Source organism: Chromobacterium sp. FG89 (genome assembly GCF_057808735.1).
The window spans coordinates 131,424-154,311 of sequence record NZ_JBMDIQ010000003.1; the positions used below are offsets into that span (position 1 = coordinate 131,424).

The 22,888-nt window shown below is 65.2% G+C and carries 22 protein-coding genes; 13 read left to right on the forward strand and 9 right to left on the reverse strand.

The window, feature by feature from the left end; all coding sequences use genetic code 11:
* The first annotated feature begins 47 nt into the window (after nt 1-47).
* A complete protein-coding gene (gene gstA, locus ACODRW_RS04105) occupies nt 48-659 on the forward strand; it encodes a glutathione transferase GstA (protein WP_107801317.1) in 612 nt (203 codons plus the stop codon).
* Nucleotides 660-742: 83 nt separating this feature from the next.
* Here the strand turns inward: gstA and ACODRW_RS04110 are convergent, their stop codons facing one another.
* Nucleotides 743-1,282: an NAD(P)H-dependent oxidoreductase gene (locus ACODRW_RS04110; protein ID WP_488905229.1), complete on the reverse strand. Its 540-nt coding sequence runs from the start codon at nt 1,280-1,282 to the stop codon at nt 743-745.
* 103 nt (nt 1,283-1,385) lie between these two features.
* Between ACODRW_RS04110 and ACODRW_RS04115 the strand changes: the two genes are divergently transcribed.
* Together ACODRW_RS04115 and ACODRW_RS04120 are read left to right on the forward strand one after the other, a co-directional pair.
* Nucleotides 1,386-1,709, forward strand: a complete 324-nt coding sequence (locus tag ACODRW_RS04115) for a winged helix-turn-helix transcriptional regulator (protein ID WP_486636178.1) — start codon at nt 1,386-1,388, stop codon at nt 1,707-1,709.
* A gap of 34 nt (nt 1,710-1,743) precedes the next feature.
* Nucleotides 1,744-3,651, forward strand: coding sequence for a bifunctional 2',3'-cyclic-nucleotide 2'-phosphodiesterase/3'-nucleotidase (locus ACODRW_RS04120; RefSeq protein ID WP_488905230.1), 1,908 nt, complete (start codon nt 1,744-1,746; stop codon nt 3,649-3,651).
* A gap of 152 nt (nt 3,652-3,803) precedes the next feature.
* Here ACODRW_RS04120 and speD read toward each other — a convergent pair whose 3' ends face one another.
* The 5 genes from speD to ACODRW_RS04145 are packed head-to-tail and all read right to left on the reverse strand — an operon-like array spanning nt 3,804 to nt 7,318.
* Nucleotides 3,804-4,205, reverse strand: coding sequence for an adenosylmethionine decarboxylase (gene speD, locus ACODRW_RS04125; protein ID WP_235085591.1), 402 nt, complete (start codon nt 4,203-4,205; stop codon nt 3,804-3,806).
* Nucleotides 4,202-4,363 carry a hypothetical protein gene (locus ACODRW_RS04130; RefSeq protein ID WP_235085593.1) on the reverse strand — a complete coding sequence of 54 codons (162 nt, stop codon included), beginning with the start codon at nt 4,361-4,363 and terminating at the stop codon, nt 4,202-4,204. The genes speD and ACODRW_RS04130 overlap by 4 nt, the downstream gene beginning before the upstream one ends.
* Before the next feature lie 6 nt (nt 4,364-4,369).
* Nucleotides 4,370-5,836, reverse strand: a complete 1,467-nt coding sequence (locus ACODRW_RS04135; protein WP_488905231.1) for a DUF4178 domain-containing protein — start codon at nt 5,834-5,836, stop codon at nt 4,370-4,372.
* Between the two features lie 8 nt (nt 5,837-5,844).
* The gene (locus ACODRW_RS04140; RefSeq protein WP_370646615.1) at nt 5,845-6,876 is read right to left on the reverse strand and encodes an SPFH domain-containing protein; all 1,032 of its coding nucleotides are present in this window, start codon (nt 6,874-6,876) and stop codon (nt 5,845-5,847) included.
* Nucleotides 6,877-6,916: 40 nt separating this feature from the next.
* Complete coding sequence (locus ACODRW_RS04145; RefSeq protein WP_235085601.1) at nt 6,917-7,318, reverse strand: DUF350 domain-containing protein; 402 nt, start codon at nt 7,316-7,318, stop codon at nt 6,917-6,919.
* A gap of 92 nt (nt 7,319-7,410) precedes the next feature.
* Here ACODRW_RS04145 and ACODRW_RS04150 point away from each other — a divergent pair, with 92 nt between their 5' ends.
* The 5 genes from ACODRW_RS04150 to ACODRW_RS04170 all read left to right on the forward strand — a co-directional run bounded on the left by ACODRW_RS04150 (nt 7,411) and on the right by ACODRW_RS04170 (nt 12,832).
* Nucleotides 7,411-8,922, forward strand: a complete 1,512-nt coding sequence (locus ACODRW_RS04150) for a polyamine aminopropyltransferase (protein WP_235085604.1) — start codon at nt 7,411-7,413, stop codon at nt 8,920-8,922.
* The gene (locus ACODRW_RS04155; protein ID WP_488905232.1) at nt 8,922-10,526 is read left to right on the forward strand and encodes an FAD-dependent oxidoreductase; all 1,605 of its coding nucleotides are present in this window, start codon (nt 8,922-8,924) and stop codon (nt 10,524-10,526) included. The genes ACODRW_RS04150 and ACODRW_RS04155 overlap by 1 nt, the downstream gene beginning before the upstream one ends.
* Before the next feature lie 179 nt (nt 10,527-10,705).
* Nucleotides 10,706-11,044: a nucleotide pyrophosphohydrolase gene (locus tag ACODRW_RS04160; protein ID WP_107801313.1), complete on the forward strand. Its 339-nt coding sequence runs from the start codon at nt 10,706-10,708 to the stop codon at nt 11,042-11,044.
* A gap of 98 nt (nt 11,045-11,142) precedes the next feature.
* Nucleotides 11,143-11,871, forward strand: a complete 729-nt coding sequence (locus tag ACODRW_RS04165; RefSeq protein WP_107801312.1) for an NAD-dependent protein deacylase — start codon at nt 11,143-11,145, stop codon at nt 11,869-11,871.
* A 157-nt stretch (nt 11,872-12,028) separates the two neighbouring features.
* The gene (locus ACODRW_RS04170) at nt 12,029-12,832 is read left to right on the forward strand and encodes a mechanosensitive ion channel family protein (RefSeq protein WP_107801311.1); all 804 of its coding nucleotides are present in this window, start codon (nt 12,029-12,031) and stop codon (nt 12,830-12,832) included.
* A gap of 64 nt (nt 12,833-12,896) precedes the next feature.
* Here ACODRW_RS04170 and ACODRW_RS04175 read toward each other — a convergent pair whose 3' ends face one another.
* The 3 genes from ACODRW_RS04175 to ACODRW_RS04185 form a co-directional block, all read right to left on the reverse strand.
* Nucleotides 12,897-13,430, reverse strand: a complete 534-nt coding sequence (locus ACODRW_RS04175) for a DUF2059 domain-containing protein (RefSeq protein WP_235085611.1) — start codon at nt 13,428-13,430, stop codon at nt 12,897-12,899.
* A gap of 74 nt (nt 13,431-13,504) precedes the next feature.
* Nucleotides 13,505-14,056 (reverse strand): hypothetical protein, encoded by a 552-nt coding sequence (locus ACODRW_RS04180; protein ID WP_107801309.1) that lies wholly within the window; start codon nt 14,054-14,056, stop codon nt 13,505-13,507.
* Nucleotides 14,057-14,264: 208 nt separating this feature from the next.
* Entirely contained in the window at nt 14,265-17,741 is a 3,477-nt protein-coding gene (locus ACODRW_RS04185) for an indolepyruvate ferredoxin oxidoreductase family protein (RefSeq protein WP_488905233.1), read from the reverse strand.
* Between the two features lie 602 nt (nt 17,742-18,343).
* Between ACODRW_RS04185 and rarD the strand changes: the two genes are divergently transcribed.
* The 5 genes from rarD (at nt 18,344) to ACODRW_RS04210 (ending at nt 22,886) form a co-directional block, all read left to right on the forward strand.
* Nucleotides 18,344-19,258: an EamA family transporter RarD gene (gene rarD / locus ACODRW_RS04190; RefSeq protein ID WP_107801307.1), complete on the forward strand. Its 915-nt coding sequence runs from the start codon at nt 18,344-18,346 to the stop codon at nt 19,256-19,258.
* Between the two features lie 302 nt (nt 19,259-19,560).
* The gene (locus ACODRW_RS04195) at nt 19,561-19,836 is read left to right on the forward strand and encodes a hypothetical protein (protein ID WP_081547485.1); all 276 of its coding nucleotides are present in this window, start codon (nt 19,561-19,563) and stop codon (nt 19,834-19,836) included.
* A gap of 303 nt (nt 19,837-20,139) precedes the next feature.
* A complete protein-coding gene (locus ACODRW_RS04200) occupies nt 20,140-20,331 on the forward strand; it encodes a hypothetical protein (RefSeq protein ID WP_158274392.1) in 192 nt (63 codons plus the stop codon).
* Nucleotides 20,325-20,888, forward strand: coding sequence for a GNAT family N-acetyltransferase (locus tag ACODRW_RS04205; protein ID WP_158274391.1), 564 nt, complete (start codon nt 20,325-20,327; stop codon nt 20,886-20,888). Before ACODRW_RS04200 ends, ACODRW_RS04205 begins: the two co-directional genes overlap by 7 nt.
* Before the next feature lie 123 nt (nt 20,889-21,011).
* Nucleotides 21,012-22,886 (forward strand): M3 family metallopeptidase, encoded by a 1,875-nt coding sequence (locus tag ACODRW_RS04210; RefSeq protein WP_488876742.1) that lies wholly within the window; start codon nt 21,012-21,014, stop codon nt 22,884-22,886.
* Nucleotides 22,887-22,888: the final 2 nt, after the last annotated feature.

A 22,888-nucleotide genomic window follows, 5' to 3' on the forward strand; every position in this document is an offset into this window, starting at 1 on the left:
CGCAATCCTGCGTTTTGTCCCGAGACATTCTGAACTGGAGAAAAGCGATGAAACTGTATTTTTCCCCCGGCGCCTGCTCGCTGTCCCCGCATATCGTGTTGTTCGCCAGCGGCCTGCCCTTCGACACCGAGAAGGTCAATCTCAAGGTTCAGCCGCATCTGACCGAGGGCGGGGTGGACTTCTCCACCATCAATCCGCGCGGCTATGTGCCGGCCTTGCAGCTGGACAACGGCGAACTGCTGGCCGAGGGCGTGGCCATCGTGCAATACCTGGCGGATCAGGTGCCGGCCAAGCAGTTGGCGCCGGCCAACGGCACGCTGGAGCGCTACCGGCTGCAAGAGTGGCTGAACTATATCTCCACCGAGGTGCACAAGGGCTTCTCGCCGCTGTTCTACCCCAATAGCGACGAGCTCAAGCAGCAGGCCTGGGACAAGCTGACCCGCCGCCTGGGGCTGGCGGAGCAGCAGCTGGCGAAAACGCCCTATCTGCTGGGCGAACGTTTCAGCGTGGCCGACGCCTATCTGTTCACCTGCCTGAACTGGGCGCAGTTCGTCCAGCGCTCGCTGGGCGATTTCCCGGCGCTGATCGATTTCCAGAAACGCGTGGCGGCGCTGCCCTTCGTGCAGCAGGCCTTGAAGGCGGAAGGCTTGCTGGAATAATTCCAAGTGGAACGGGAATAAGCTCGCTGTTCCAGACAAGATCATGCCCGGCTTTAGCCGGGCATTTTTCATGGCGAGTGGATTTATACCGCCTCGGCCTGCAGGTGCCGCAGATACGCGTCCGCGCTGGCCTCGATCTTGGCGTCGCTCAGATCGTGCTCGGCGCCGTGCAGTGTGAAGCCAGGCAGCCATTCGGCGCGGAGGTAGCGGCAGGTCAGCTCGAACGGCCGCAGCACTTCCTCCATCCGGTACAGATAGCGGCCGTCGGGCGCGAAGTCCCGCTCGCGTATGCCGGTGGACACCGCCACGCTGATGCGCTTGTCCCGCATGCGCCAGTCTTCCGGCCATGCGCCGATGGCGAAGCCCTCGTCCAGCACCTGGTCCTGCCAGGTTTTCAACAGCGGCGGCGAACTGAACCAGTACAGCGGGAATTGCAGCACGATGCGTTGGTGGCGGTTCAGCAGCGCCTGTTCGCGCGCCACGTCGATATTGCCGTCCGGATAAGCCTGGTATAGCGAGTGCACGGTGTAGCGCTCCGGGTGCCGGCATAACGCGGCCATCCAGCGGCGGTTGATTCGGGATTGTTCCAGATCGGGGTGGGCAACGATGATCAGGGTTTTCATGGCGCTTCCTGTAAAATGGGAGAGGGCATGCTAACAACGGATCAAGTTGTTGATAAGTATGCACTTTTTTGTTTCATAAGCACCAAGAGGTAACTGTGCCCGCATGAGCGAACTGAATTTCCCCATCGACGCCACCGTGCGGCTGGTGGGCGGCAAATGGAAATGCGCGATCCTCTGCCATTTGTCCGAGGACAGCCGGCGCACCGGCGAACTGCGCCGCTTGCTGGGCGGGGTGTCGCAGAAAGTGTTGACCGAGCAACTGCGCGAACTGGAGCGCGACGGCCTGATCGCGCGCACGGTTTACGCGGAAGTGCCGCCGCGGGTGGATTACCGGCTGACCGAGCTGGGCGGCACGCTGCGGCCGGTGATAGACGCGATGTGCGCCTGGGGCGCTTTCTATCTGGAGCGGCCGACGGCGGGCGTATAATGCGGGCGCGATAAAACCAGAAAAAGGCTGTCCCGTGAAACTTGCGCCTCTCCTCCTCACCTCCCTGCTGGCCGTGACGACCGTGAACGCTTGGGCCGCCCCGCTGAAGCTGCGGGTGCTGGAAACCTCCGACGTGCACATGAACCTGCTGGATTACGATTACTACCAGGACAAGCCGACGCAGGACTTCGGCCTGGCGCGCGCGGCGACGCTGATCCGCGCGGCGCGGCAAGAGGCGCGCAACAGCCTGCTGATAGACAACGGCGATCTGTTGCAAGGCAATCCGCTGGGCGATCTGGTGGCCAAGGTTCAGCCGCTGCGCGCCGGCGAGGTTCATCCCGCCTACAAAGTGCTCAACTGGCTGGGTTACGACGCCGGCAATATCGGCAACCACGAGTTCAATTACGGCTTGCCCTTTCTCGGCCAGGCGCTGAAGACGGCGGCCTTTCCCTATGTCAACGCCAATGTGGTGGACGCCAAGACCGGCCGGCCGTATTTCCAGCCCTATGTGTTGCTCAAGCGGGAGTTCAAGGACGAGGACGGCCAGCCGCAGACGCTGAACATCGGCGTGATCGGCTTTGTGCCGCCGCAGATCATGCAGTGGGACAAAACCAATCTGCAGGGCAAGGTGGAGGTGAGGGACATCGTCGACACCGCGCGCCGCTATCTGCCTGAACTCAAGCAGAAGGGCGCCGACATCGTGATTGCGGTGCCGCATTCCGGTTTCGAAAAAGGCGAGAGCGCGCGCTTCGCCGAGAACTCGGTGGCCGGCCTGGCCGAGGTGGCCGGCATCGACGCCATCTTGTTTGGCCACGCCCACGCGGAATTCCCGTCTTCCGCCTTCGCCGGCTATCCCAAGGTGGACCTGGCCGCCGGCACCATCAACGGCGTGCCGGCGGTGATGCCGGGACGCTGGGGCGACCATATCGGCGTGGTGGACCTGGTGCTGGAGCGCGGCGACGGCGGCTGGAAGGTGAGCGGCAAACAGGCCGGCTTGCGCGCCGTCTACGACAAGCAGGCCAAGCGATCGCTGGCGGCCGCCGAGCCCAAGGTGGCCGAGCTGATCGCCGCCGAACACCGCCGGACGTTGGACTATGTGCGCGGCAAGGTGGCGGAAACCCGCGCGCCGATTTACAGCTACTTCGCCCAGGCGGCGGACGATCCCTCGGTGCAGATCGTGGCCGAGGCCCAGGCTTGGTATGTGAAGAACGCGATCAAGGGCACCGAGTACGAAGGCTTGCCGGTGCTGTCCGCCGCCGCGCCGTTCAAGGCCGGCGGCCGCCAGGGCTGGAATTACTACACCGAAATCCCGGCCGGTCCGCTGGCGATCCGCAATCTGGCCGATCTCTACATCTATCCCAATACGCTGAAGGCGGTGAAGGTCAGCGGCCGCGAAGTGCGCGAGTGGCTGGAGATGTCGGCCGGGCAGTTCCTGCGCATCGATCCCAAGGGCCCCAAGACCCAGCCGCTGCTGAACCCGGAATTCCGCTCTTACAACTTCGACAGCATCGCCGGCGTCAGCTATGAGATCGACGTCAGCCGGCCGGCGCGCTACGACGCCGACGGCAAGCTGGTTGCACCGGACAGCCATCGCATCGTCAAGCTGAGCTATCAGGGGAAGCCGATAGACGAGAACGCCGGTTTCCTGGTGGCCACCAACAACTACCGCGCCTCCGGCGGCGGCCACTTCCCCGGCATAGACTCCAGCCGCGTGGTGGTGGATTCTCCGGACGAAAACCGCGCGGCGGTGGCCGCCTATCTGGCCGAGCGCAAGGTGGTGGACCCGGCGGCCAAGCCGGCCTGGCGCATCCTGCCGGTGGCCGGCGTCGCCATGCGCTTCGACACCGGCGCCGGCGCGTTGCGCTATCTGGCGCGCCAGCCGCAGTTCCGCCTGGCGGCGGAGCATGGTGACGGTTCGGTGAGCCTGGAGCTGGTGGAATAAGAGAAAGGTTTAAGAACCTGTTCACGACCTGCTTCGCTGAGGCGGTACAGGGTTAAAAACAAGCTCAAAATGCTCATGTGCCACTCGTACATTCTGTTTTTTCGCTCGTTTTTGCCTTGTCTCGTTCTGGCTCGCGAGACTTTGAACAGGCGCTAAGCCTGTTCTCGCGTATTGCTGTTAGCGATATCGGGAATGGGCGATGCGGCCAGTTCGCCGCGTCGATGCAGCTGGCTGTGGACCTCGGCCGGTTGCAGCGCCTCGCGCAGCCGCGCCAGCGCGGCGTCGATGCGGGCCTGGCCGCACATGAACAGGTCCAGCGCGGCGTAGCCGTGTTCCGGCCAGGTGTGGATGCTGAGGTGGGATTCCATCAGCAGTAGGATGCCGGTGACGCCCTGGGCTTCGCCGAAGTGGTGGACATGGCCGGCCAGCACGGTGGCGCCGGCGGCCTGCGCCGCCTGGCGCAGCGCCTGTTCCACCTGGGCCGGGTCGCAGAGGCGCTGCGGCGGACAGCCGTGAAAATCCGCCAGCAGATGCCGGCCGATCGCCGTCTTCATTTATGGCCGCCGCCGCTGCCCCAGCCGGAGGAGCCGCCGCCGCTACCGCTGCTCCAGCTGCGGGAGCTGGAGCCGCCGCTGTCCATATTGGAAAAGTTGAGCATGGTGGTGATCACGATCACCAGCAGGCAAAACGCTTTATAGAGTCCTGGCGACATCGGCCTTCATTCCTTCTGCTTGAGCGGTATCGCCAGCACGCAGCAGGCGAAGAAGCAAATCAGCAGCCCATCGCCGATATCCTGACCCAGGAAGGCCAGCGGCAGGTTGATCAATAACAGCACCAGGCCGAATTTGACGGCGATGGCCTTCAAATCCTCGCCGTCGTCCTCGGCGGCGGAAAAACCCGGTTCGATCGGCGTGGCGCTGCCAAACCAGCGGCCGACCTCCACCGAGGTGGCCAGGCGGCTGCAGCTCCAGCTCAGTTCCTGCGCGGAGAGTTCGCGCGACAAGCGCTTCTGGCCGCCGGAGATCTGGTATTCGCTGAGCAGCGCTTGATCGCCCAACTGGGCGCGCCAGGGGAAGGCGCCGGCGGCGTAGACGATGCGGGCGGCGTAGTCGGGATAGGCGCGCTGATAGGCCTTGTTGCCCAGCATCGCGTAATCGGCGCGCAAGCTGTCCACCCACACGTCCATCAACTCGCCGATAAACCAGCCGTCGCCGCTTTCCACCAGCCAGCGGAAGCCCTTGTCCACGTTGTAGAGCAGGTATTCGCACCAGCGGCTGTCGGCGTCCTCTTCTTCGGCCCACACCAGCGCGCCGGTCAGCGTCCACGGCAGCTTGTCTATGGTGGCGGTCTTGCCCAGCTCCAGCGTCAGCGGCGCGTCCAGCCGCTGTTGCGCCTTGCTCAGCGCCAGCGCCTGGTCGCCGCTGGCGTCCACCTGGGTGTGGCAGTGGCCGCAGACCAGTTGGGTGGCGGCGCCGGCGCGGTAGCTCAGCGGCGCGGCGCAGGACGGGCATTCCAGCGAGGCGACGCTGCCTTTTAGCTTGCCGGTGGCTTCTTCTATCATCCGCGCATCGCGCAAGCGCTCCATGCGCAGCTGCTGCAGGGTGACGGCGTTGCCGAGGAAAAGCTGAGGCTTTTGCGGGTTGTCGGAGTAATCCAGCGTCAGGAATTGCGCCTGGCGGCGCGCGTCCACCACTTTGGCTTGCCAGCCGGCGCCCACCTGGAAGGGCAGCTCGCCCTCGCCGGCGGTGCATTCGGCGCTGCGAACATCGGAGATCACGAAATCGGCCTTGCCGTGGCGGAAGACCGCGCCGGGCCGCTGGTGTTCGAAGCCCGCCGCTTGCGGCGCCGCGCCGGCGGCCAGCGTCAGCGTGTACTGGCCGACGCTTTCCGACAGCCAGCCGTCGCCGCCGTCGTCGAACAGCACATACCACTCGTTCCATAGGCCGGCGTCGTAGCGCAGCTGGATGCGGCCGACGATGCTGAAGCCGCGGTCCATGTACAGGCCGCAGCTGGTGATTTGCAGCGGCGAGTAATCATTGAGCAGCGCCGCCATCTTGCCGATGTCGCGGACGCTGTCCGCGCTGCGCAGCAGGGTGCTCTGGCAATAGGCGCACACCGCCATGGCGGAGGCTTCGGACTTGAACTCGACATCGGCGCCGCAGGAGGGGCAGGCAATACGGTACATGCGCTAGCTTAACCCACCAGTTTCTTCAGCACGTCGGCCTTGGCCGCGTCGTAATCCGCCTGGGTGATCAGGCCCTGATCCAGCAGGCCCTTGAGCTGGGCCAGCTTGGCTTGCGGATTGTCCGCCGCAGGCGCGGCGGCTGGCGTTGCCGGCGCGGCTTGCGCGGCGGGCGCAGCCTCAGGCTGCACCGCCTGCTGCATGGCCTGGCCCATCAGCTGGCCGACGCCGACGCCGGCCGCCAAGCCGGCGCCCAGGCCGGCGATGCCGCCCTCGTTCTGCGCCGCCAGCGGAATGCTTTCCGCCGCCTGGTAGCGGGTGTATTGGTTGAGATCGCCGGCCATGCCCATGGCGATGCGCTTGTCTATGGCTTTTTGCAGCTCTTCCGGCAGCGAGATGTTTTCCACCGCGAAACTGTCCAGCTCCAGGCCCAGGCGCTGGAAGACCGGGATCAGCGCTTCGCGGATCTTGTCCGCCATCAGGCCCTGGTTGCCGGCCATGTCGAGGAAGGGCACGCCGCTGCCGCCCAGCACGCTGCTCATGGTGGCCACCACCTGGTTGCGCAGCTGCAACTCCAGATCGTCGCGGCTGTAGCTGTCGCGGGTGCCGCTGACCTCGGTGAAGAACAGGCGCGGATCGGCCACGCGGTAGGAATAGACGCCGAAGGCGCGCAACCGCACCATGCCGAAGTCCTGGTCGCGTATCGTCACCGGCTGGGCGGTGCCCCATTTGCGGCCCAGCTGCAGCCGGGTGCTGAAGAAGTGCACATCGGATTTGAAGGGGGATTCGAACAGCTTGTCCCAGTTCTTCAGATAGGTCAGCACCGGCAGGGTCTGGGTGGTCAGCTTGTACATGCCGGGTTCGAACACGTCGGCGATCTTGCCTTCGTTGATGAACACCGCCGCCTGCGATTCCCGCACCGTCAGGCTGCCGCCGTACTGGATCTCGTTGTCCTGCATCGGATAACGCCAGGCCAGCACGCCGTCTTCCTGTTCCTGCCACTCCAGGATGTCGATGAACTGCTTCTTGATGAAAGACATCAGGCTCATAGTGTCTGCTCCAATTGAAAAGGCGCGGCCGGGGTCAGGACAGGCTGCCGGCGTTGATCAGGCCCACCGCCAGGTGGATGGATCCGGCCAGGATGCCCATCGCCAGATTATTGTCTATCAGCGCGCGGCTCAGGTCTTTCAGGCAGCGCGCCACCACCATGTGGACGACGATCTGCACCAGCATGGCCAACAGCGCCCACAGCATGAAGCTGTTCCAGTTGTTCAGGTGCCAGGCGCTGGAGGCCAGCGTCAGCGAAAAGCCCAGCAGCGCGCCGGCGAAGGACACCGCGGCGGCGTGGCCGTTGTCGCGGATCAGCTTCAGCTCGTCTATCGGGGTGACCCAGCAATAAATCACCGCGAACAGCGCCAACAGCGCGAGGCCGCTGCCCATATAGGTCAGGTAGGCGATCAGGGCGGGCAGGAAGGCGGCAATCATGGTCAGGCGTCCTTTGTCGATGCGGAGCGCGCGCGGCGGCGGGCCGCGGGCTGGGGCATAATGGCGGCTATTTTACCCACAATGACAATCCAATGCGAAATCGCTTGCTGATAGTATCGGTGTTTATCGTGGCCTCCTGCGGGCTGGCTTACGAGCTGATCACCGGCGCGCTGGCTAGTTACTTGCTGGGCGACTCGGTGCTGCAGTTCTCTTCCATCATAGGCTGCTACTTGTTCGCCATGGGGGTGGGCTCCCATTTGTCCAAGTACGTGAAGGACGAGCGGGTGCTGGACGCCTTCATCGAAATCGAGCTGCTGGTCGGCCTGATCGGCGGCGTGTCCGCCGCCGTGTTGTTCCTGGTCTTCGCCTGGGCCGGCGAGCCGTTCCGCCTGGTGCTCTACGGCCTGGTCTTCGTGATCGGAGTGTTGGTGGGCATGGAAATCCCGCTGGTGATGCGGGCGATGAACCAGCGCCAGGCGAGCTTTTCCGAGCTGGTCAGCCAGGTGCTGACTTTCGACTACCTGGGCGCGCTGGCGGTGTCCTTGCTGTTTCCCTTGGTGCTGGCGCCCCGGCTGGGCCTGGCGCGCAGCGCGCTGCTGTTCGGCCTGCTCAACGCCGGCGTGGCCTTGTGGGCTTGCCGCGCCTTCCGCCATGAATTGCGCCGGCCCGGCTTGCAGATGGCGCGCAGCGGCGTGGTCTTGCTGCTGTTGATCGGCGGTTTTCTGGCCTCAGATCACCTGACGCGCTGGAGCGAGAAGGCGGTGTACGGAGACGAGATCATCCATGCCGAGACCACGCCCTACCAGCGTCTGGTGATCACCAAGTGGAAGAGCGATCTGCGGCTCTACATCAACGGCAATCTGCAGTTCTCCAGCCGCGACGAACACCGCTACCACGAGGCGCTGGTGCATCCGGTGCTGGCCAAGCTGCCGTGGGCGCGCAATGTGCTGGTGTTGGGCGGCGGCGACGGTCTGGCGGTGCGCGAGATGCTCAAATACCGCAATATCCAGCGCATCACCCTGGTGGATCTGGACCCGGCGATGACCCGGCTGTTCAGCCGCTCCGAGCCGCTGCGCGCCTTGAACCAGGGCTCTTTGACCGATCCGCGCGTCACCGTGGTCAACGACGACGCCGCACGCTGGCTGGAGCAGGACCATGGCAGTTTCGACGCCGTCATCGTCGATTTCCCGGACCCGTCCAATTTCGCCTTGGGCAAATTGTATTCGGTGCCGCTGTACCGGCTGCTGGCGCGCCACCTGGCGGAAAACGGCCTGGCGGTGGTGCAGTCCACCTCGCCCATGCACGCGCCGCGCTCGTTCTGGAGCGTGGACGCCACCTTGCGCGCCGCCGGCCTGCACACCACCCCCTACCACGCCTATGTGCCGTCCTTCGGCGAATGGGGCTTCATCATCGCCTCCAAGAAGCCTGGCTACACGCCGCCGGAACGCTATACGGTGCCGCTGCGTTTCCTGGACAAGGAGGCCACGCGACAGATGTTCTTTTTCCCGCCCGACATGCCGCGCTGGAAGGTGCTGCCCAATGAGCTGAACAATCAGCAATTGGTGCACTACTTCGAGCAGGACTGGTCGCAGGTGCTGCGCTGATGCGCCGCCGCGAGGTCTTGCAACTGGCGGCGGCGCTGGCCGGCCTGCCCCTGTTGTCCGGCTGCGAACGGGTGATGCGGCTGGGCCTGCCCTTGCGCTTGAACCGGCCGGGCATGGCCGCCGGCCACCGGCTGCGCGGCGGCATGAGACCACCGCCGCCGCGCGAAACGCGCCGCTGCCGCGTCGCCATCGTCGGCAGCGGCGTGGCCGGCCTGTTCGCCGCCTGGCGGTTGCGCAAGGAGGGCTTCGACGACGTGGTGGTGCTGGACGGGCCGGAGCCGGACGGCAACGCCGCGGCCGGCGCTTTCGGCGGCTATCGCTATCCCACCGGTGCCCACTATCTGCCGCTGCCGTCGATGGAGTCGCGCCATGTGCGCGAACTGTTGGCCGAGATGGGGGTGATCGAGGCCGATCCCTACGGCGCGCGGCCGCGTTTCGACGAGCGCGCGACCGTGCACGCGCCGGACGAGCGGCTGTGGGTAAACGGCCAGTGGCAGGAAGGCTTACTGCCCCGGCTGGGCATGGGCGCGGACGAGTTGGCGCAGCAGCGGCGTTTTCTCGCCCAGACCGCGGCCTGGCGCGAACAGCGCGGCCGCGACGGCCGCCGCGTGTTCTGCGTGCCGCTGGCGCTGTCCTCGCATGACCCGGCCTGGACCGCGTTGGACAGGCTGAGCTTCGCCGACTGGCTGCGCGCCAACGGCTACACCGCGCCCGGCCTGCTGTGGTATCTGGACTACTGCTGCCGCGACGATTACGGCAGCGCGCTGGCCGCCACTTCGGCCTGGGCCGGCCTGCATTATTTCTGCAGCCGCGGCGGCCAGGCGGCCAATGCCGAAGAGGGCGCGGTGCTGACCTGGCCGGACGGGCTCAACCCGCTGATCCGCCATCTGCGCGCCCGCATCGGCGCCGAGCGGCAATGGCCGGGCGTGGCCTGGCGGGCGGCGCCGGCCGGCGCCGGCATGGCGGTGGACTATCTGGACGCGGCCGGCGCGAGCCGGCGCCTGCTGGCCGAACGGGTGATCCTGGCGACGCCGCTGCATGTCAGTCTGCATCTGAGCGAGCAGTTGCCGGAACTGGGCTTCGAGCGCCGCCACCTGCCGCCGCGCGCGCCGTGGCTGATAGGCAACTTCCTGATCGACCGTTTCCCGGCGGAGCCGGCCGCCGCGCCGCTGGCCTGGGATAATGTGGTGTACGGCAGCCGCGGCCTGGGCTATGTGGTATCCACCCACCAGCTGATCCGCGCGGCCAAGCCGGAGCAGAGCGTGTTCACCACTTACCACGCCTTCGCCGACCCGGCGCCGGCGGATGCGCGTAAAATGCTGGAGGCCGCCAGCGCCGAGGACCTGTTCGCCACCGCCGCCGCCGATTTGCGGACCGTCTACGGCTGGCGTTTCCGCCAGTCGCTGTTGCAGGTGGAACTGACCGCGCGCGGCCACGCGATGGCCAGTCCGGCGCCGGGCTTTCTGTCCAACCCCGGCTTGCGCGCCTTGCGCGAGGCCGACGGCCCGCTCTTGTTCGCCCATTCCGATCTCAGCGGTCTGTCGCTGTTCGAGGAGGCCGCGTGGTGGGGGGAGCAGGCGGCCTTGAAGGTGCTTGGCGCATGAGAACCTGTTCATAGTCTGCCGCGCGTCGGCGATACGGCGTTGAAGCGGTCTTCGAAATGCTCATGTACCACGTGTACATTCCGCTTTCTCAGCCGCAACGCCCTGTCTCGCTCGCGAGCTTTTGAACAGGCTCTGAGGCGGCAAGCGCCTGATGTTCCACGTGAAACCCGGATTGAACGATGACCGAAGCCCTGATTGCTACTGAAAAACTCACCGCCGCATTGCAGCGTTTTGCCGATGAACGCGACTGGAACCGCTACCACACGCCGCGCGGCCTGATGCTGGCGCTGGTGGGCGAGGTGGGCGAACTGGCGGAAATCTTCCAATGGCTGAGCGACGAGGAAGCCGCCGCGCTGCGCGACGATCCGGCGCGCTTCACCCATCTGCAGGAGGAAATCGCCGATGTGCTGCTCTACCTGACGCGGCTGGCGATGGTGACGGGAGTGGACCTGGACGCGGCGGTACGCGACAAAATGGCCAAGAACGCCGTCAAATACCCTGTGCCAACGGCCGGCTGAGCGTATGGCATGAAAACGGCTAAGCTGAGGCCACGGTACGCGAGTGCATGACGCGGCCAGCTTCTATAGTGGATTCAATCAATAGCTGGAATGCATAGATGTCCGAGCAAATCCACCGCCTGCGCCAGATGCTGGAGCAGGCGGAAACCATTGTGGCGCTGACCGGCGCCGGCATGAGCACCGAATCCGGCATCCCGGACTTCCGCTCCGCCAACGGCCTGTGGTCGCGCAGCATGAGCCTGGCCGAAGTGGTGTCCATCGATTATTTTCGTCGCGATCCGGAGGCGTTCTGGCAGGCGTTTCGCGAGATCTTCCGCATCAAGTTGATTGGCGATTACCGGCCCAACGCCGGCCACCAGTTTCTGGCGGAATTGGAGCAGCAGGGCAAGCGGGTGACGGTGCTGACCCAGAACATAGACGGCCTGCACGCGCGCGCCGGCAGCGGCCAGGTGCTGGAATTGCACGGCAGCTTGCTGACCGCCAGCTGCCCCAGCTGCGACACCACTCACGCGCTGGATTACGTGCTGCATCACCCGCTGCCGGTCTGCCGGCTGTGTCACGACGTGCTCAAGCCCGACGTGGTGCTGTACGGGGAGGCGGTGCCCTTGATCGAGCTGGCCTTCGACGCCGCCTTGCAGGCGGACCTGCTGCTGGTGATGGGCTCGTCGTTGGAGGTGTCGCCGGTCAATCTGATCCCGCTGGAGGCGGCGCAGGCCGGCGTGGCCACCGCCTTGATCAATTACACGCCCACGCGCATGGACCACGCTTTCGACCTGCGCATTCTGGGCGGCATCGGGGAGACCTGCCGCGCCTTGTCCGACGCTTGAGAGGCGGAGCAGGGCCCGCCGCGCGTCGGCTCGCGGGACTTTGAACCGGCGCTAAAAAACGACGAGGCGGTTTCGCATTTAAAATTCATTTGGTATTTCTGTGGCAAACTCCTATCTTTAAACATGTTGCAAAACCGTTCAAAAGGGGAATTTACAAATGGATGCCATTAACTGGACTCACTGGACCGATCTGGCGGTGAAGATCGGCCTCAATATCTTGTCGGCCATCTTGCTGTGGCTGGTGGGCCGCTGGCTGATCAATTTCGCCACCCGGCTGCTGGACGCCAAGCTGGCCAGCAAGTCGCTGGACCACACCATCCGCCAGTACGTGAAGTCCTTCCTGGACGTGACGCTGACCATTGTGCTGGTGATCGGCATCCTCGGTTTCTTCGGGGTGCAGACCACCACCTTCGCCGCGGTGATCGCCGCCGCCGGCGTGGCGGTGGGCATGGCCTGGAGCGGACTGCTGGCCAATTTCGCCGCCGGCATCTTCCTGGTGGTGTTGCGGCCGTTCAAAGTGGGCGATCTGGTGGGCGTGGCCGGCGTGATCGGCACGGTCAAGCACATCGGCTTGTTCGCCACCGCGGTGGACACGCCGGACGGGGTGCTGACCCTGATCGGCAATAACAAGATCTTCTCCGACACCATCCAGAACTTCAGCGTCAACGAACAGCGGCGGGTGGATTTGAAAGCCCAGTTGGCCGCCAGCGCCGATCACGCCGCGGCGATGAGCTTGCTGCGGGAGACGGTGGCCAAGGTGCCCAATGTGCTGGCCAGCCCGGCGCCGGACATCGGCCTGCTGGAGTTCACGCCCTTGGGACCGGTGTTGGCGGTGCGGCCTTATTGCAAGCCGCAGGATTACTGGCAGGTGTATTTCGACAGCAACCGCGTGATTCGCGAGACCCTGGCCGCCGGCGGCTTCCCGGCGCCGGAGCAGGCGATGGTGGTGCGTCAGAGCTGAGCGCCGCGGGCGCTGGACAACAATAACGGGGCCGCTGGCCCCGTTTTGCTGCGTGTTGGCCGGTTTAGCGGACGTCGTTCCGCCGCGCGAACTCGTCCATCTGCTGCTTGAGCTCGGGCATCAAGCGCTGGCCGATGTCCTTCATCAGCACCGGACCGATTTCCGCCGTGATCTTGGGCATCAGCCGCAGCATCTTGCTGCCGGTGGGGGTCTGATAGAAAGCGCTCATCTCGCGGATCTCGGCGACGCTGAAATTCTTGCTCAGCGCCTGGACCTGCACTTCGTTCATCAATTTGCGGGTTTCGGGGGAGTGGAAATAGGCTTGCTGGGTTTTCATCACCTGCTGCAGAAAAGCGCCGACCTTGCTTTTGCAGTCCGGCGTTTCCGCGCAGTTTGGCAGGTTTTGCCACAGCTGCTGCTCCATTTGCTGCTGCATGGAGGCTTCCATCTGCTGCATCGTTTGCGCGATGATCTCGTCGTAACGCATCGCCCGCAGCAGGGCTTTGGCGGCGGCGACGCTGTCTTCGGCGGCGAACGCCGGGCCGGCGTGGAACAGCGCGGCGCACAGGCTGGCGGCGAGAAGGGGCTTAAGGCGCATGGTCGTTTCTCTTGTTGGAATAAACGACCATGCTGATGGCTTAGAAGGTTGGCGTCAATTGAGTGGGGTCTTGCTCAAGAGGCCGGCGGGAAATCTCCCAGGTCCTCGCAGCGCTCCACCAGCAGGCTGTCCGGGCTGGCGTTGGGGATGTAGACCTGGTTGACCGGCGAGGGCGGATAGTTGGCGTCCGGCGCGCAATCGGCGCTCTGGCCCGGACCCACCGCCACCTGGGCGCCCACTTTCAATTGGCAGCGCACCATGCGGTTGAGCTGGCTCCAGCTTGGGCAGATGGCGTTGGCGGCGCGGTAGGCGGCCACCGGCCCTTGCGGCTGGCTGAACGACCACCAGCGGCCCAGCCGCGAATTGGCCTTGGCGCTGTCGTACACGCGGTAGACCGTCACGGTTTGATCCGCCGGTTCCTGGCGCCGCACCTGGCCGGCGCACAGGCCGCCTTTGCCGGGCTGGCCCAATGCGCTGTTCAGCAGATCGGGATTGTCCACCGCGGCCATGCCGGGCAGGGCTGGCTGGGTCAAGCCGGCGCAGCGGTCGCTGCCGGGCGTGGACGCGCAGCCCAATAGCAGCGCGCAGGCGGAGGCGAGCAGCCAGTGGCGACAGTTCAGGGACATATGGGGTCTCCTATGCGGACAAGCTTGGGATGGGACGGCGCGAGAGTGCGCCAGTCTTGAGGCTAGGAAATGCTTTTGGCATTTTCAATGCGAGCAGGGCGCGACCGGCAGAAAGAATGGGTAAAAAAAGGGCGTCGACCTTGGTCGACGCCCGCAAGCTGTAGGAACACTCGGGTACTACGTTTACAGCAACTTCAATCTGTTCAACTTAGGCCACCTGGCGGTTTTTGCCCCCCGGCTTCAGCTCGCTCAGCAGCTGCGTTTGCTTGCTCTTAGCCTGCTGGTAGTTGCGCTCCTTGATGTGGCCGAAGCCGCGCACGCCTTCCCAGGTTTTCACCAGCTCCACCGCGCGCGGCAGCGCGTCCAGCGTCAGACCGCCCAGCAAGGCGTCCACCTGTTGTTCGAACTCGCCGATCAGCCGGCGCTCCAGCTTGCGGTCGGCCTGCCAAGCGAACGGGTCCAGCAGGGTGCCGCGCAGGAAGCGCAGCTTGGCCAGCCACTTCATGCCGGTCAGCAGCCAGGGGCCGAAAGCCACTTTGCGCGGCTGGCCGCCGGTGATCCAGCCGGCGCCGATGTGGAAGCGCAGCTGGTAATCGCCGTCGAACTGCTGCGCCAGCTCGCGCTGGAAGCCGCCGTCGGTGTAGAGCCGGGCCACTTCGAACTCGTCCTTGTAGGCCAGCACATGGTAGTAGTTCTTGGCCACCGCCAGCGTCAGCGCGCTGCTGGCCGGGTTCAGCGCTTCCTCGGCCTGGCGCACGCGGCCGACCAGCGCCTTGTAGCGTTCGGCCAGCGCCGCGTTCTGGTAGGCGGTCAGCGCGCTGGCGCGGTGGTGCAGCACCGCGTCCGGGGTTTCACGTGGAACGAAGGCCACCACCGCCGACGGGCTGACCAGCGCTTCGATGCGCGCCGGATCATGGGCGGCGTGGCGGCCCCAACTGAAGGCGTCCTGATTGAACTTGACCGCGGCGCCGTTCAGGCGCACCGCTTCCATGATGGCTTCCAGCGTCACCGGCACCAAACCCTTTTGCCAGGCGTAGCCCAGCATGAACATATTGCTGGCGATGGCGTCGCCCAGCAGCGAAGTGGCCAGCCGGGTGGCGTTGACCTCGCTGTAGCGGCCGGCGCCCACCGATTCGACGACGGCGTCCTTCATCGCCTTGCTGGGGAAGCGCACGTCCGGGTTTTTCAGGAAGGCGCTGGTCGGCGATTCGTAGTTGTTGACGATGGCGTGGCTGAAGCCGTCGCGCATCTTGGCCAGCGCCTCCTCGGCGGCGGTGACCACCAGATCGCAGCCCAGCACCAGGTTGGCGTCGCCGGCGGCGATGCGCACCGCGTGCAGCTTGTCCTGGCTGTCGGCGATGCGCACATGCGACCACACCGAACCGCCTTTCTGCGCCAGGCCGGCCATGTCCAGCACGGTGACGCCCTTGCGGTCCAGATAGGCGGCCATGCCCAGCACCTGGCCTATGGTGACCACGCCGGTGCCGCCGACGCCGGTGACCATGATGCTGAACGGTTCGTGGAGCTGCGGAATCGTCGGCTCCGGCAGCGCCGGCATCGCGCCCAGGCTGGCGCTGCTGCCGGCGGACTTTTTCAGCTGGCCGCCTTCCACGGTGACGAAGCTGGGGCAGAAGCCCTCTACGCAGGAGTAGTCCTTATTGCAGCTGGACTGGTCGATCTTGCGTTTGCGGCCCAGCGGGGTTTCCACCGGCAACACCGACAGACAGCCGGATTTCTGGCCGCAATCGCCGCAGCCTTCGCAGACCTGCAGGTTGATGAAGGCGCGCTTGGCCGGGTCGGGGTAGTCGCCGCGTTTGCGGCGGCGGCGCTTCTCGGCGGCGCAGGTCTGATCGTGGATCAGGATGGTGGTACCTTCGACTTCGCGCAGCTCTTTTTGCAGCCGGTCCAGTTCGCGGCGGTGGAAGACTTCCACGCCGGCCGCCAGGCCCTGGACGTTCTGGTATTTGTCCGGATCGTCGCTGGTGATCACGATGCGCTTGATGCCTTCCGCCGCCAGCTGGCGGGTGATCATGGGCACGTCCAGATAGCCGTCCACGTGCTGGCCGCCGGTCATCGCCACCGCGTCGTTGTACAGGATCTTGTAGGTAATGTTGACCTTGGCGGCCACGGCGGCGCGGATGGCCAGCAAGCCGGAGTGGAAGTAGGTGCCGTCGCCCAGATTGGTGAAAATGTGCTTGGTGTGGGTGAACGGCGCCTGGCCCACCCAGGTGATGCCTTCGCCGCCCATCTGGGTGAAGGTCTTGGTGCTGTCTGCCTGAATCCAGTGCGCCATATAGTGGCAGCCGATGCCGGCGACGGCGCGGCTGCCTTCCGGCACCTTGGTGCTGGTGTTGTGCGGACAGCCGGAGCAGTAGTGGGGCACGCGGGCGATGGACTCGCGCGGTTTGACCAGCTGGGCTTCCTTGTCGTCGTAGAACTTCAGCCTGTCGTGGATGATGGGGCTGTCGAAGATCAGCGCCAGCCGGCCGGCGATGGCGCGGGCGATCATCGCCGGGGTCAGCTCGCCGGCGGCCGGCAGCAGCCAGTCGCCGTGCGGCAGCGCCCATTCGCCTTTTTCGGCGAACTTGCCCACCACGCGCGGGCGCACGTCGTCGCGCCAGTTGTACAGCTGCTCTTTCAACTGGTATTCGATGATCTGGCGTTTTTCCTCCACCACCAGGATCTCTTCCAGGCCTTCTGCAAACTGGCGCACGCCTTCCGGCTCCAGCGGCCAGACCATGCCCACCTTGAAGATGCGCAGGCCGATGTCGGCGGCCAGCGCCTCGTCTATGCCCAGATCGTCCAGCGCCTGCATCACGTCCAGATAGCTTTTGCCACAGGTGATGATGCCCAGCCGCGGCTTGGGGGAATCCAGCGTGATGTGGTTCAGCTTGTTTGCGCGGGCATAGGCCAGCGCCGCGTACAGGCGGTGGTGCAGCACGCGTTTTTCCTGCGCCAGCGGCGCGTCCGGCCAGCGGATGTTGAGGCCGTCCTCGGGCAAGGGGAAGTCTTCCGGAATCTTGAACTGCAGCCGTTCCGGGGAGATGTCGACGATGGCGGAGCTTTCAATGGTGTCGGAGATCGCCTTGATCGATACCCAACAGCCGGAATAGCGGCTCATCGCCCAGCCGTGCAGGCCGTAGTCCAGGATTTCCTGCACCCCGGACGGGCTGAGCACCGGAATCATGCTGGCGGCGAGGATGTGGTCGGATTGATGCGGGAAGGTGGACGACTTGGCCGCGTGGTCGTCGCCGGCTACCAGCAGCACGCCGCCGTGGCGGCTGGTGCCGGCGGCGTTGCCGTGCTTGAGCACGTCGCCGGAGCGGTCCACGCCCGGGCCCTTGCCGTACCACAGCGCGTAGACGCCGTCGTATTTGGGGCCGTCGAACATATTCACCTGCTGGGTGCCCCAGACCGCGGTGGCGGCCAGGTCCTCGTTGAGGCCGGGGTGGAACACCACATTGTGTTCCTTCAGGTATTTGCCGGCCTTCTGCATGGTCTGGTCGACGTTGCCCAGCGGAGAGCCGCGGTAGCCGGTGACGTAGCCGGCGGTATTGAGCCCAGCGGCGCGGTCCAGTTGTTGTTGCAGCATGGGCAGGCGCACCAGCGCCTGAATCCCGGTCATCAGCACCTGGCCGGTGGGGGCCGTGTATTTTTCTTCCAGGTCTGCGTGGCGGATCGACATGGTTTCTCCTCCTGTCATTCTCGGGCGCGTCCGCCGCGCGGCGGACGTCCCATCGCTTGTGGCGATGGGGCCGGCCTGCGCCTTGTGGGCGCGTTCGGCCGGCCTTCTCCTTAAGTTTTAGACCCGCTGGCCCGGTGTCACCGCCCTTATGAGAGCCTGTTTCAAGTTTCGCGTTGAGCGCGGCAGACATTGAACAGGTTCTATGCAAGGGCGGCGGCCCGGTGTGTCTGCGCCCGCCGCATGTGTGCGGTCTGTGCGGCGCCGACGGCTTCTCCTTTGCTGTCAGCGGTTGAGCTCCATCTTCCAGCCGGTGTTTTTTTGATCGCCGGCATGTTCTGCATGTCGGCGCGGTCCCTGGTCCGGGGCTGGTTTCTAGAGTCTTTTCTCTATTTGATCGGACTATAAGTTACGTTTACGTCAACGTCAAAGAGATTGACTGAATTGGACGGCGACTGCGGCGATTGTGCCAGCGCAGCATGTTTGCCATCCGGAAAGTCATTGTTTTAAATATTGAACAATCTGTTGATTGAATAGCGGTTTTTCCGCTGAGGCAATTTGGTTAAGCTGTCATCCTGACCCCCTCCCTTGCTGTGTGAAATCCCATGAGTTCAGTTTCTTCTACCCCCGAAAGCGGCCGCGGCGTCGTTTTCACCGTTGCCGCCTTCATCTGTTGGGGTCTGTTTCCTCTGTACTGGAAGCCGCTGCACGATGTCCCGGCTTTGCAAATTCTGTGCCACCGCATTGTCTGGTCTGCGGTGTTCGTCGCGGCGGTGCTGACCGCGCGCAATCATTGGGGCTGGCTGCCGGCCGCGGTGCGCGAGCCGCGAAAGCTGGGCATCTTCGGCCTGTCTTCCTTGCTGCTGTCGCTGAATTGGCTGATCTATATCTGGGCGGTGAACGCCGGCCACGTGGTGGAGGGCAGCCTGGGCTATTTCATCAATCCGCTGTTCAATGTGTTGTTGGGCCGGATCTTTCTGTCCGAGCGTTTGAGCGGGCTGCAGAACGCCGCCTTGCTGCTGGCGGCGGCCGGCGTGGCCTGGATCACTTACAGCGCCGGCGCTTTGCCGTGGATCGCGCTGTCGCTGGCGGCCACCTTCGGCTTGTACGGCCTGCTGCGCAAGAAGGCGCCCTTGGCCTCGCTGGAGGGCCTGGCTTTGGAAACCTTCCTGATGACGCCGCTGGCGGCGCTGGCCCTGGTCTGGTTCGAATGGCAGGGGCAGGGCGCTTTCGGCCATGGCTCCGCCGCGCAGACCGGTTTGCTGATAGGCGCCGGCGTGGTGACCGCGGTGCCCTTGCTGCTGTTCGCCGCCGGCGCGCGCCGGCTCAAGCTGGCGACGGTGGGAGTGATCCAGTACATCGGCCCCAGCATCCAGCTGGCGCTGGGCGTGCTCTTGTTCGGAGAGGCGTTCGACAGCGGCCGCGCGCTGGGTTTCGGCCTGATCTGGGCGGCGCTGCTGCTGTACTCCGCCGCCGGTCTGCTGCAGATGTGGCAGGGGCGACGCGCCGCCGCGACCTGAGTTTTTCCGCGCTTGGAGCAGCCCGCGTTTCGCAAGAAACGCGGGCTGTTTTCATTAGGAGAGTCTGCTATAAACCACTCAATGGGCCGTCGCCGAGTGTTTCCGGCGTCGGCCCATTGCCGAGCCGAATCCGGCCCGCGCCAGCCGTTCAAAAGCACCGAGCGCGGTTGCACCGCGCCGCCCATGCATCATTGCAATGCGTTGCCGCCCCTGATTGCCCCAAAAACAAGCATTCGCTCCGAGCCGCCCTCGTGCCGCCGGCGGCGGAGTGACATGGTCAATATTTTGCAAGGAGGCGCGTCATGGCGCTCTATCTGGTTAGCGTGGTTTTCTTCGGTTCGGACCTTCTGATCCGCTTGGCCCTGCGCGCGCGTTCCCGCGCCTGGGTGGGCGCGGCGCTGGCGGCAGGCCTGTTGCTGGCGTGCTTGCTGTATCCGATGTTGAGCGATTGGGCGCTGCCCTATATGCCGGACGAACACGGCATGCAGCTCTACGCGGCGATGGTGGGCCTGCAATTGGGCCTGACCGACGCGGCCATTTCCACCAGCCTGGCCCGTTATCTCGGCTGGTGGCGCTGAGCGCCTGCGCCATGCCCGCCGGGCGCGGCGCGCCCCTTCGTACCGCTCCTACGCTTTTCTCGGCGGCGTTCGCCTGTCTCGTTCCCGCTCGCGAGAGCGTAAACGGATTTAGCGGCTACGGCTTTCCTCTCTACATGCCATAGGTATGTTTCGCTCAGATTATGCTTGACGCCATGCCATCCCGGTAGCAGACTGCGCAGCGTCGCTCGGCCCCACAAGCCGGACGACGCATGCCGGACGCCTTCCCGCTCCCCGCGGGCCAGCCGTCCATGATCTTTATCGTTCTTTACAGGTTACGCCATCATGGCATTGTTCTTTATTCCCCTGTCGCGGCACTTGCTGCGCGACATTCTCGGCGACGACCACGCGGCGTTGACCGATAAAGCATGGCTGAGAAGCCAGACTCAACACCAGGATCAACAAGAGCGACACCGTCGCCAGGAGCTGGAACAGCGCATTCACCGGCTGCGGCTGGAGAAGGGCGGCTTATGCTGAGCCCCTTGCTCTACAGCCGGCGTCTGATGCTGCGCGATTTCCGCCCGGACGACCACGCCGCCTACGCGATGGCGCGCAGCGGCCGCGAGTTCGCCCGTCATTACCCGCCGGAAGAACTCACGCCTGCGCGCAGCGGGCAGTTGTTGCTGCGCTTTCTGGAGCAGCAGCGCGACGCTCCCCGCCGCGGCTGGCAGCTGGCCATCGTGCGCGTCGAAGACAAGGCGCTGCTCGGCTCGGTCGGCCTGCGCGGCCTGGGACGCGGCGGCGAAGCCGGCTTCGGCATCGAACTGGCGGAATCGGCCTGGGGCCAGGGCTACGCGCTGGAGGCGGCGCGGATGATGCTGGACTTCGGCTACCGCCAATTGGGCTGGCACCGGATCTGGGCCGATTGCGCGCCCGGCAACATCGCCATGCTGCAATTGGCGCGGCGTTTGGGTTTCGTGGTGCAGCCGCTGGGCGCTGAGCCGAGGCTGAGCCTGCTCTTGTCCGCGGTGCCGCCGCCCTTCGCCGGCCCGCGGCGGGAAGTCCTGCAATGGGCGGCGGAAGCGCGCGGCTAGCTTGGGCGCGGCCCGCGCTTGACCGGCGGAGGACGCTCGCGCACACTTAATGCAAACTTCATAAACAGACTGTTCCGGCCCGCCACAAGCGGCCGACGGACAGCGCAAAGGAGAGTGAGCAAGATGACAGCGATTGCCGAACTGCGCGCGGGCTTCGACCAGCTCAACCGCGATTACCTGGCGGTGCACAAGACCAAGGAAGACCTGTTCTGGGACACCTATATGGCGGTGTCCGACGACCACGACGGTTTCGCCCGCGCGGAAGCCGCCTACAAGGCCTTCATCTCCAGCCCGGAGCGGCTGACGGCGGTGCGCGCGGCGCTGGAGGGCTTGCAGGCGCAGCCGGCCGGCGCGGAGCGCGACGCCCTGCTGCACGGTTATCGGGGATGGTTGGCCTTGTTCGAGAGCAATATCGTCGACAGCGAGGCGGCGCAGGAGCAGATGCGCCGGCTGATCGAGATGGAAGCCGCGTTGTTCGCCAAGCGCCGCGATCTCGCGCTCAGCCACGTCAACGAGCGCGGCGAGCGCGAAGAGGCGACGCTGACCATGTTGAGCATCAATATGACCACCAACCCGGACGCCGCCGCGCGCAAGAGCTCGCACGACGCCTTGCTCGATCTCGAGCGCTGGGTGTTGGACAACGGCTTCCTCGACATCGTCAAACAGCGCAACGCGCTGGCGCGCAGCCTGGGCAGCGCCGATTATTTCGAGCACAAGGTGCGCAAGAACGAGCAGATGACGCCGGAGGCGCTGTTCGCCGTGCTCGACGATTTCGAGGCGCGCACCCGCGAGGCCAATCAGCAAGCGCTGCGGCGTCTGGCCGACGACAAGGGCGAGGACGCGCTGCTGCCGCACAATCTGCGTTTTCACATGAGCGGCGACGTCACCCGGCAGATGGACCCCTATCTGCCGTTCTCCAAGGCGGTGGAGCGCTGGGTGCTGAGTTTCCGCCGGCTGGGCGTGCAATACCGGCAAGCCACGATGCAGCTGGACCTGGTGGAGCGCAAGGGCAAGTATCAGAACGGTTTCTGCCACGGGCCGGTGCCCAGCTTCTACGACGGCGACCGCTGGGTGCCGGGCCGGATCAATTTCACCGCCGACGCCACGCCGGATCAGGTGGGCAGCGGCGCGCGCGCGATCAACACCCTGTTCCACGAAGGCGGCCACGCCGCGCACTTCGCCAATGTGATCCAGAACGCGCCGTGCTTCTCCCAGGAGTTCGCGCCCACTTCGATGGCTTACGCCGAAACCCAGAGCATGTTCTGCGACAGCCTGCTGAACGACGCCGACTGGCTGAAGCGCTACGCGCGCAACGCCGCGGGGGAGGCGATGCCGGACGCCTTGATCCGCGCGCGCATCGAAGCGGTCCAGCCCTTCTTCGCCTTCTCTGAGCGCTCCATCGCCGTGGTCGCCTACTTCGAGCGCGAGTTGTATCGCTTGCCGGAGGCGGAACTGAAGCCGGAGACGGTGTTGGCGCTGGCGCGCCGTTGCGAGCGCGAGATTCTGGGCGTCGAATGCGGCCCGCGGCCGCTGCTGGCGATTCCGCATTTGCTGAACCAGGAGTCGGCGGCGTCCTATCACGGCTATCTGCTGGCGCATATGGCGGTGTATCAGACCCGCGCTCACTTCCTGCGCGAATACGGCTATCTGACCGACAACCCGGCGATCGGCCCGCTGCTGGCCGAGCATTACTGGGCGCCGGGCAACAGCCTCAGCCACGACGCCACCTTGCTGAGCCTGACCGGCGAGCATTTCAACGCTCTTTATCTGGCGGAGGCCTGCAAGCGCAGCGCGGCCGAGGCCTGGCAAGAGGCGGAGCGGCAGATCGCCGCCGCCGCGGAGCGGAACTACGCGCGGGATTACCCGGAGCGGCTGGACGCGACGATACGGCTGGTGCACGGCGCCGAGCTGATCGCCGACAACGAGGCCGGGGAGGCGGAAATGTGCCGCCGTTTCGAGACTTGGGTCAGAGAGCGCTACCCGGCCGCGGCGCACTGAGA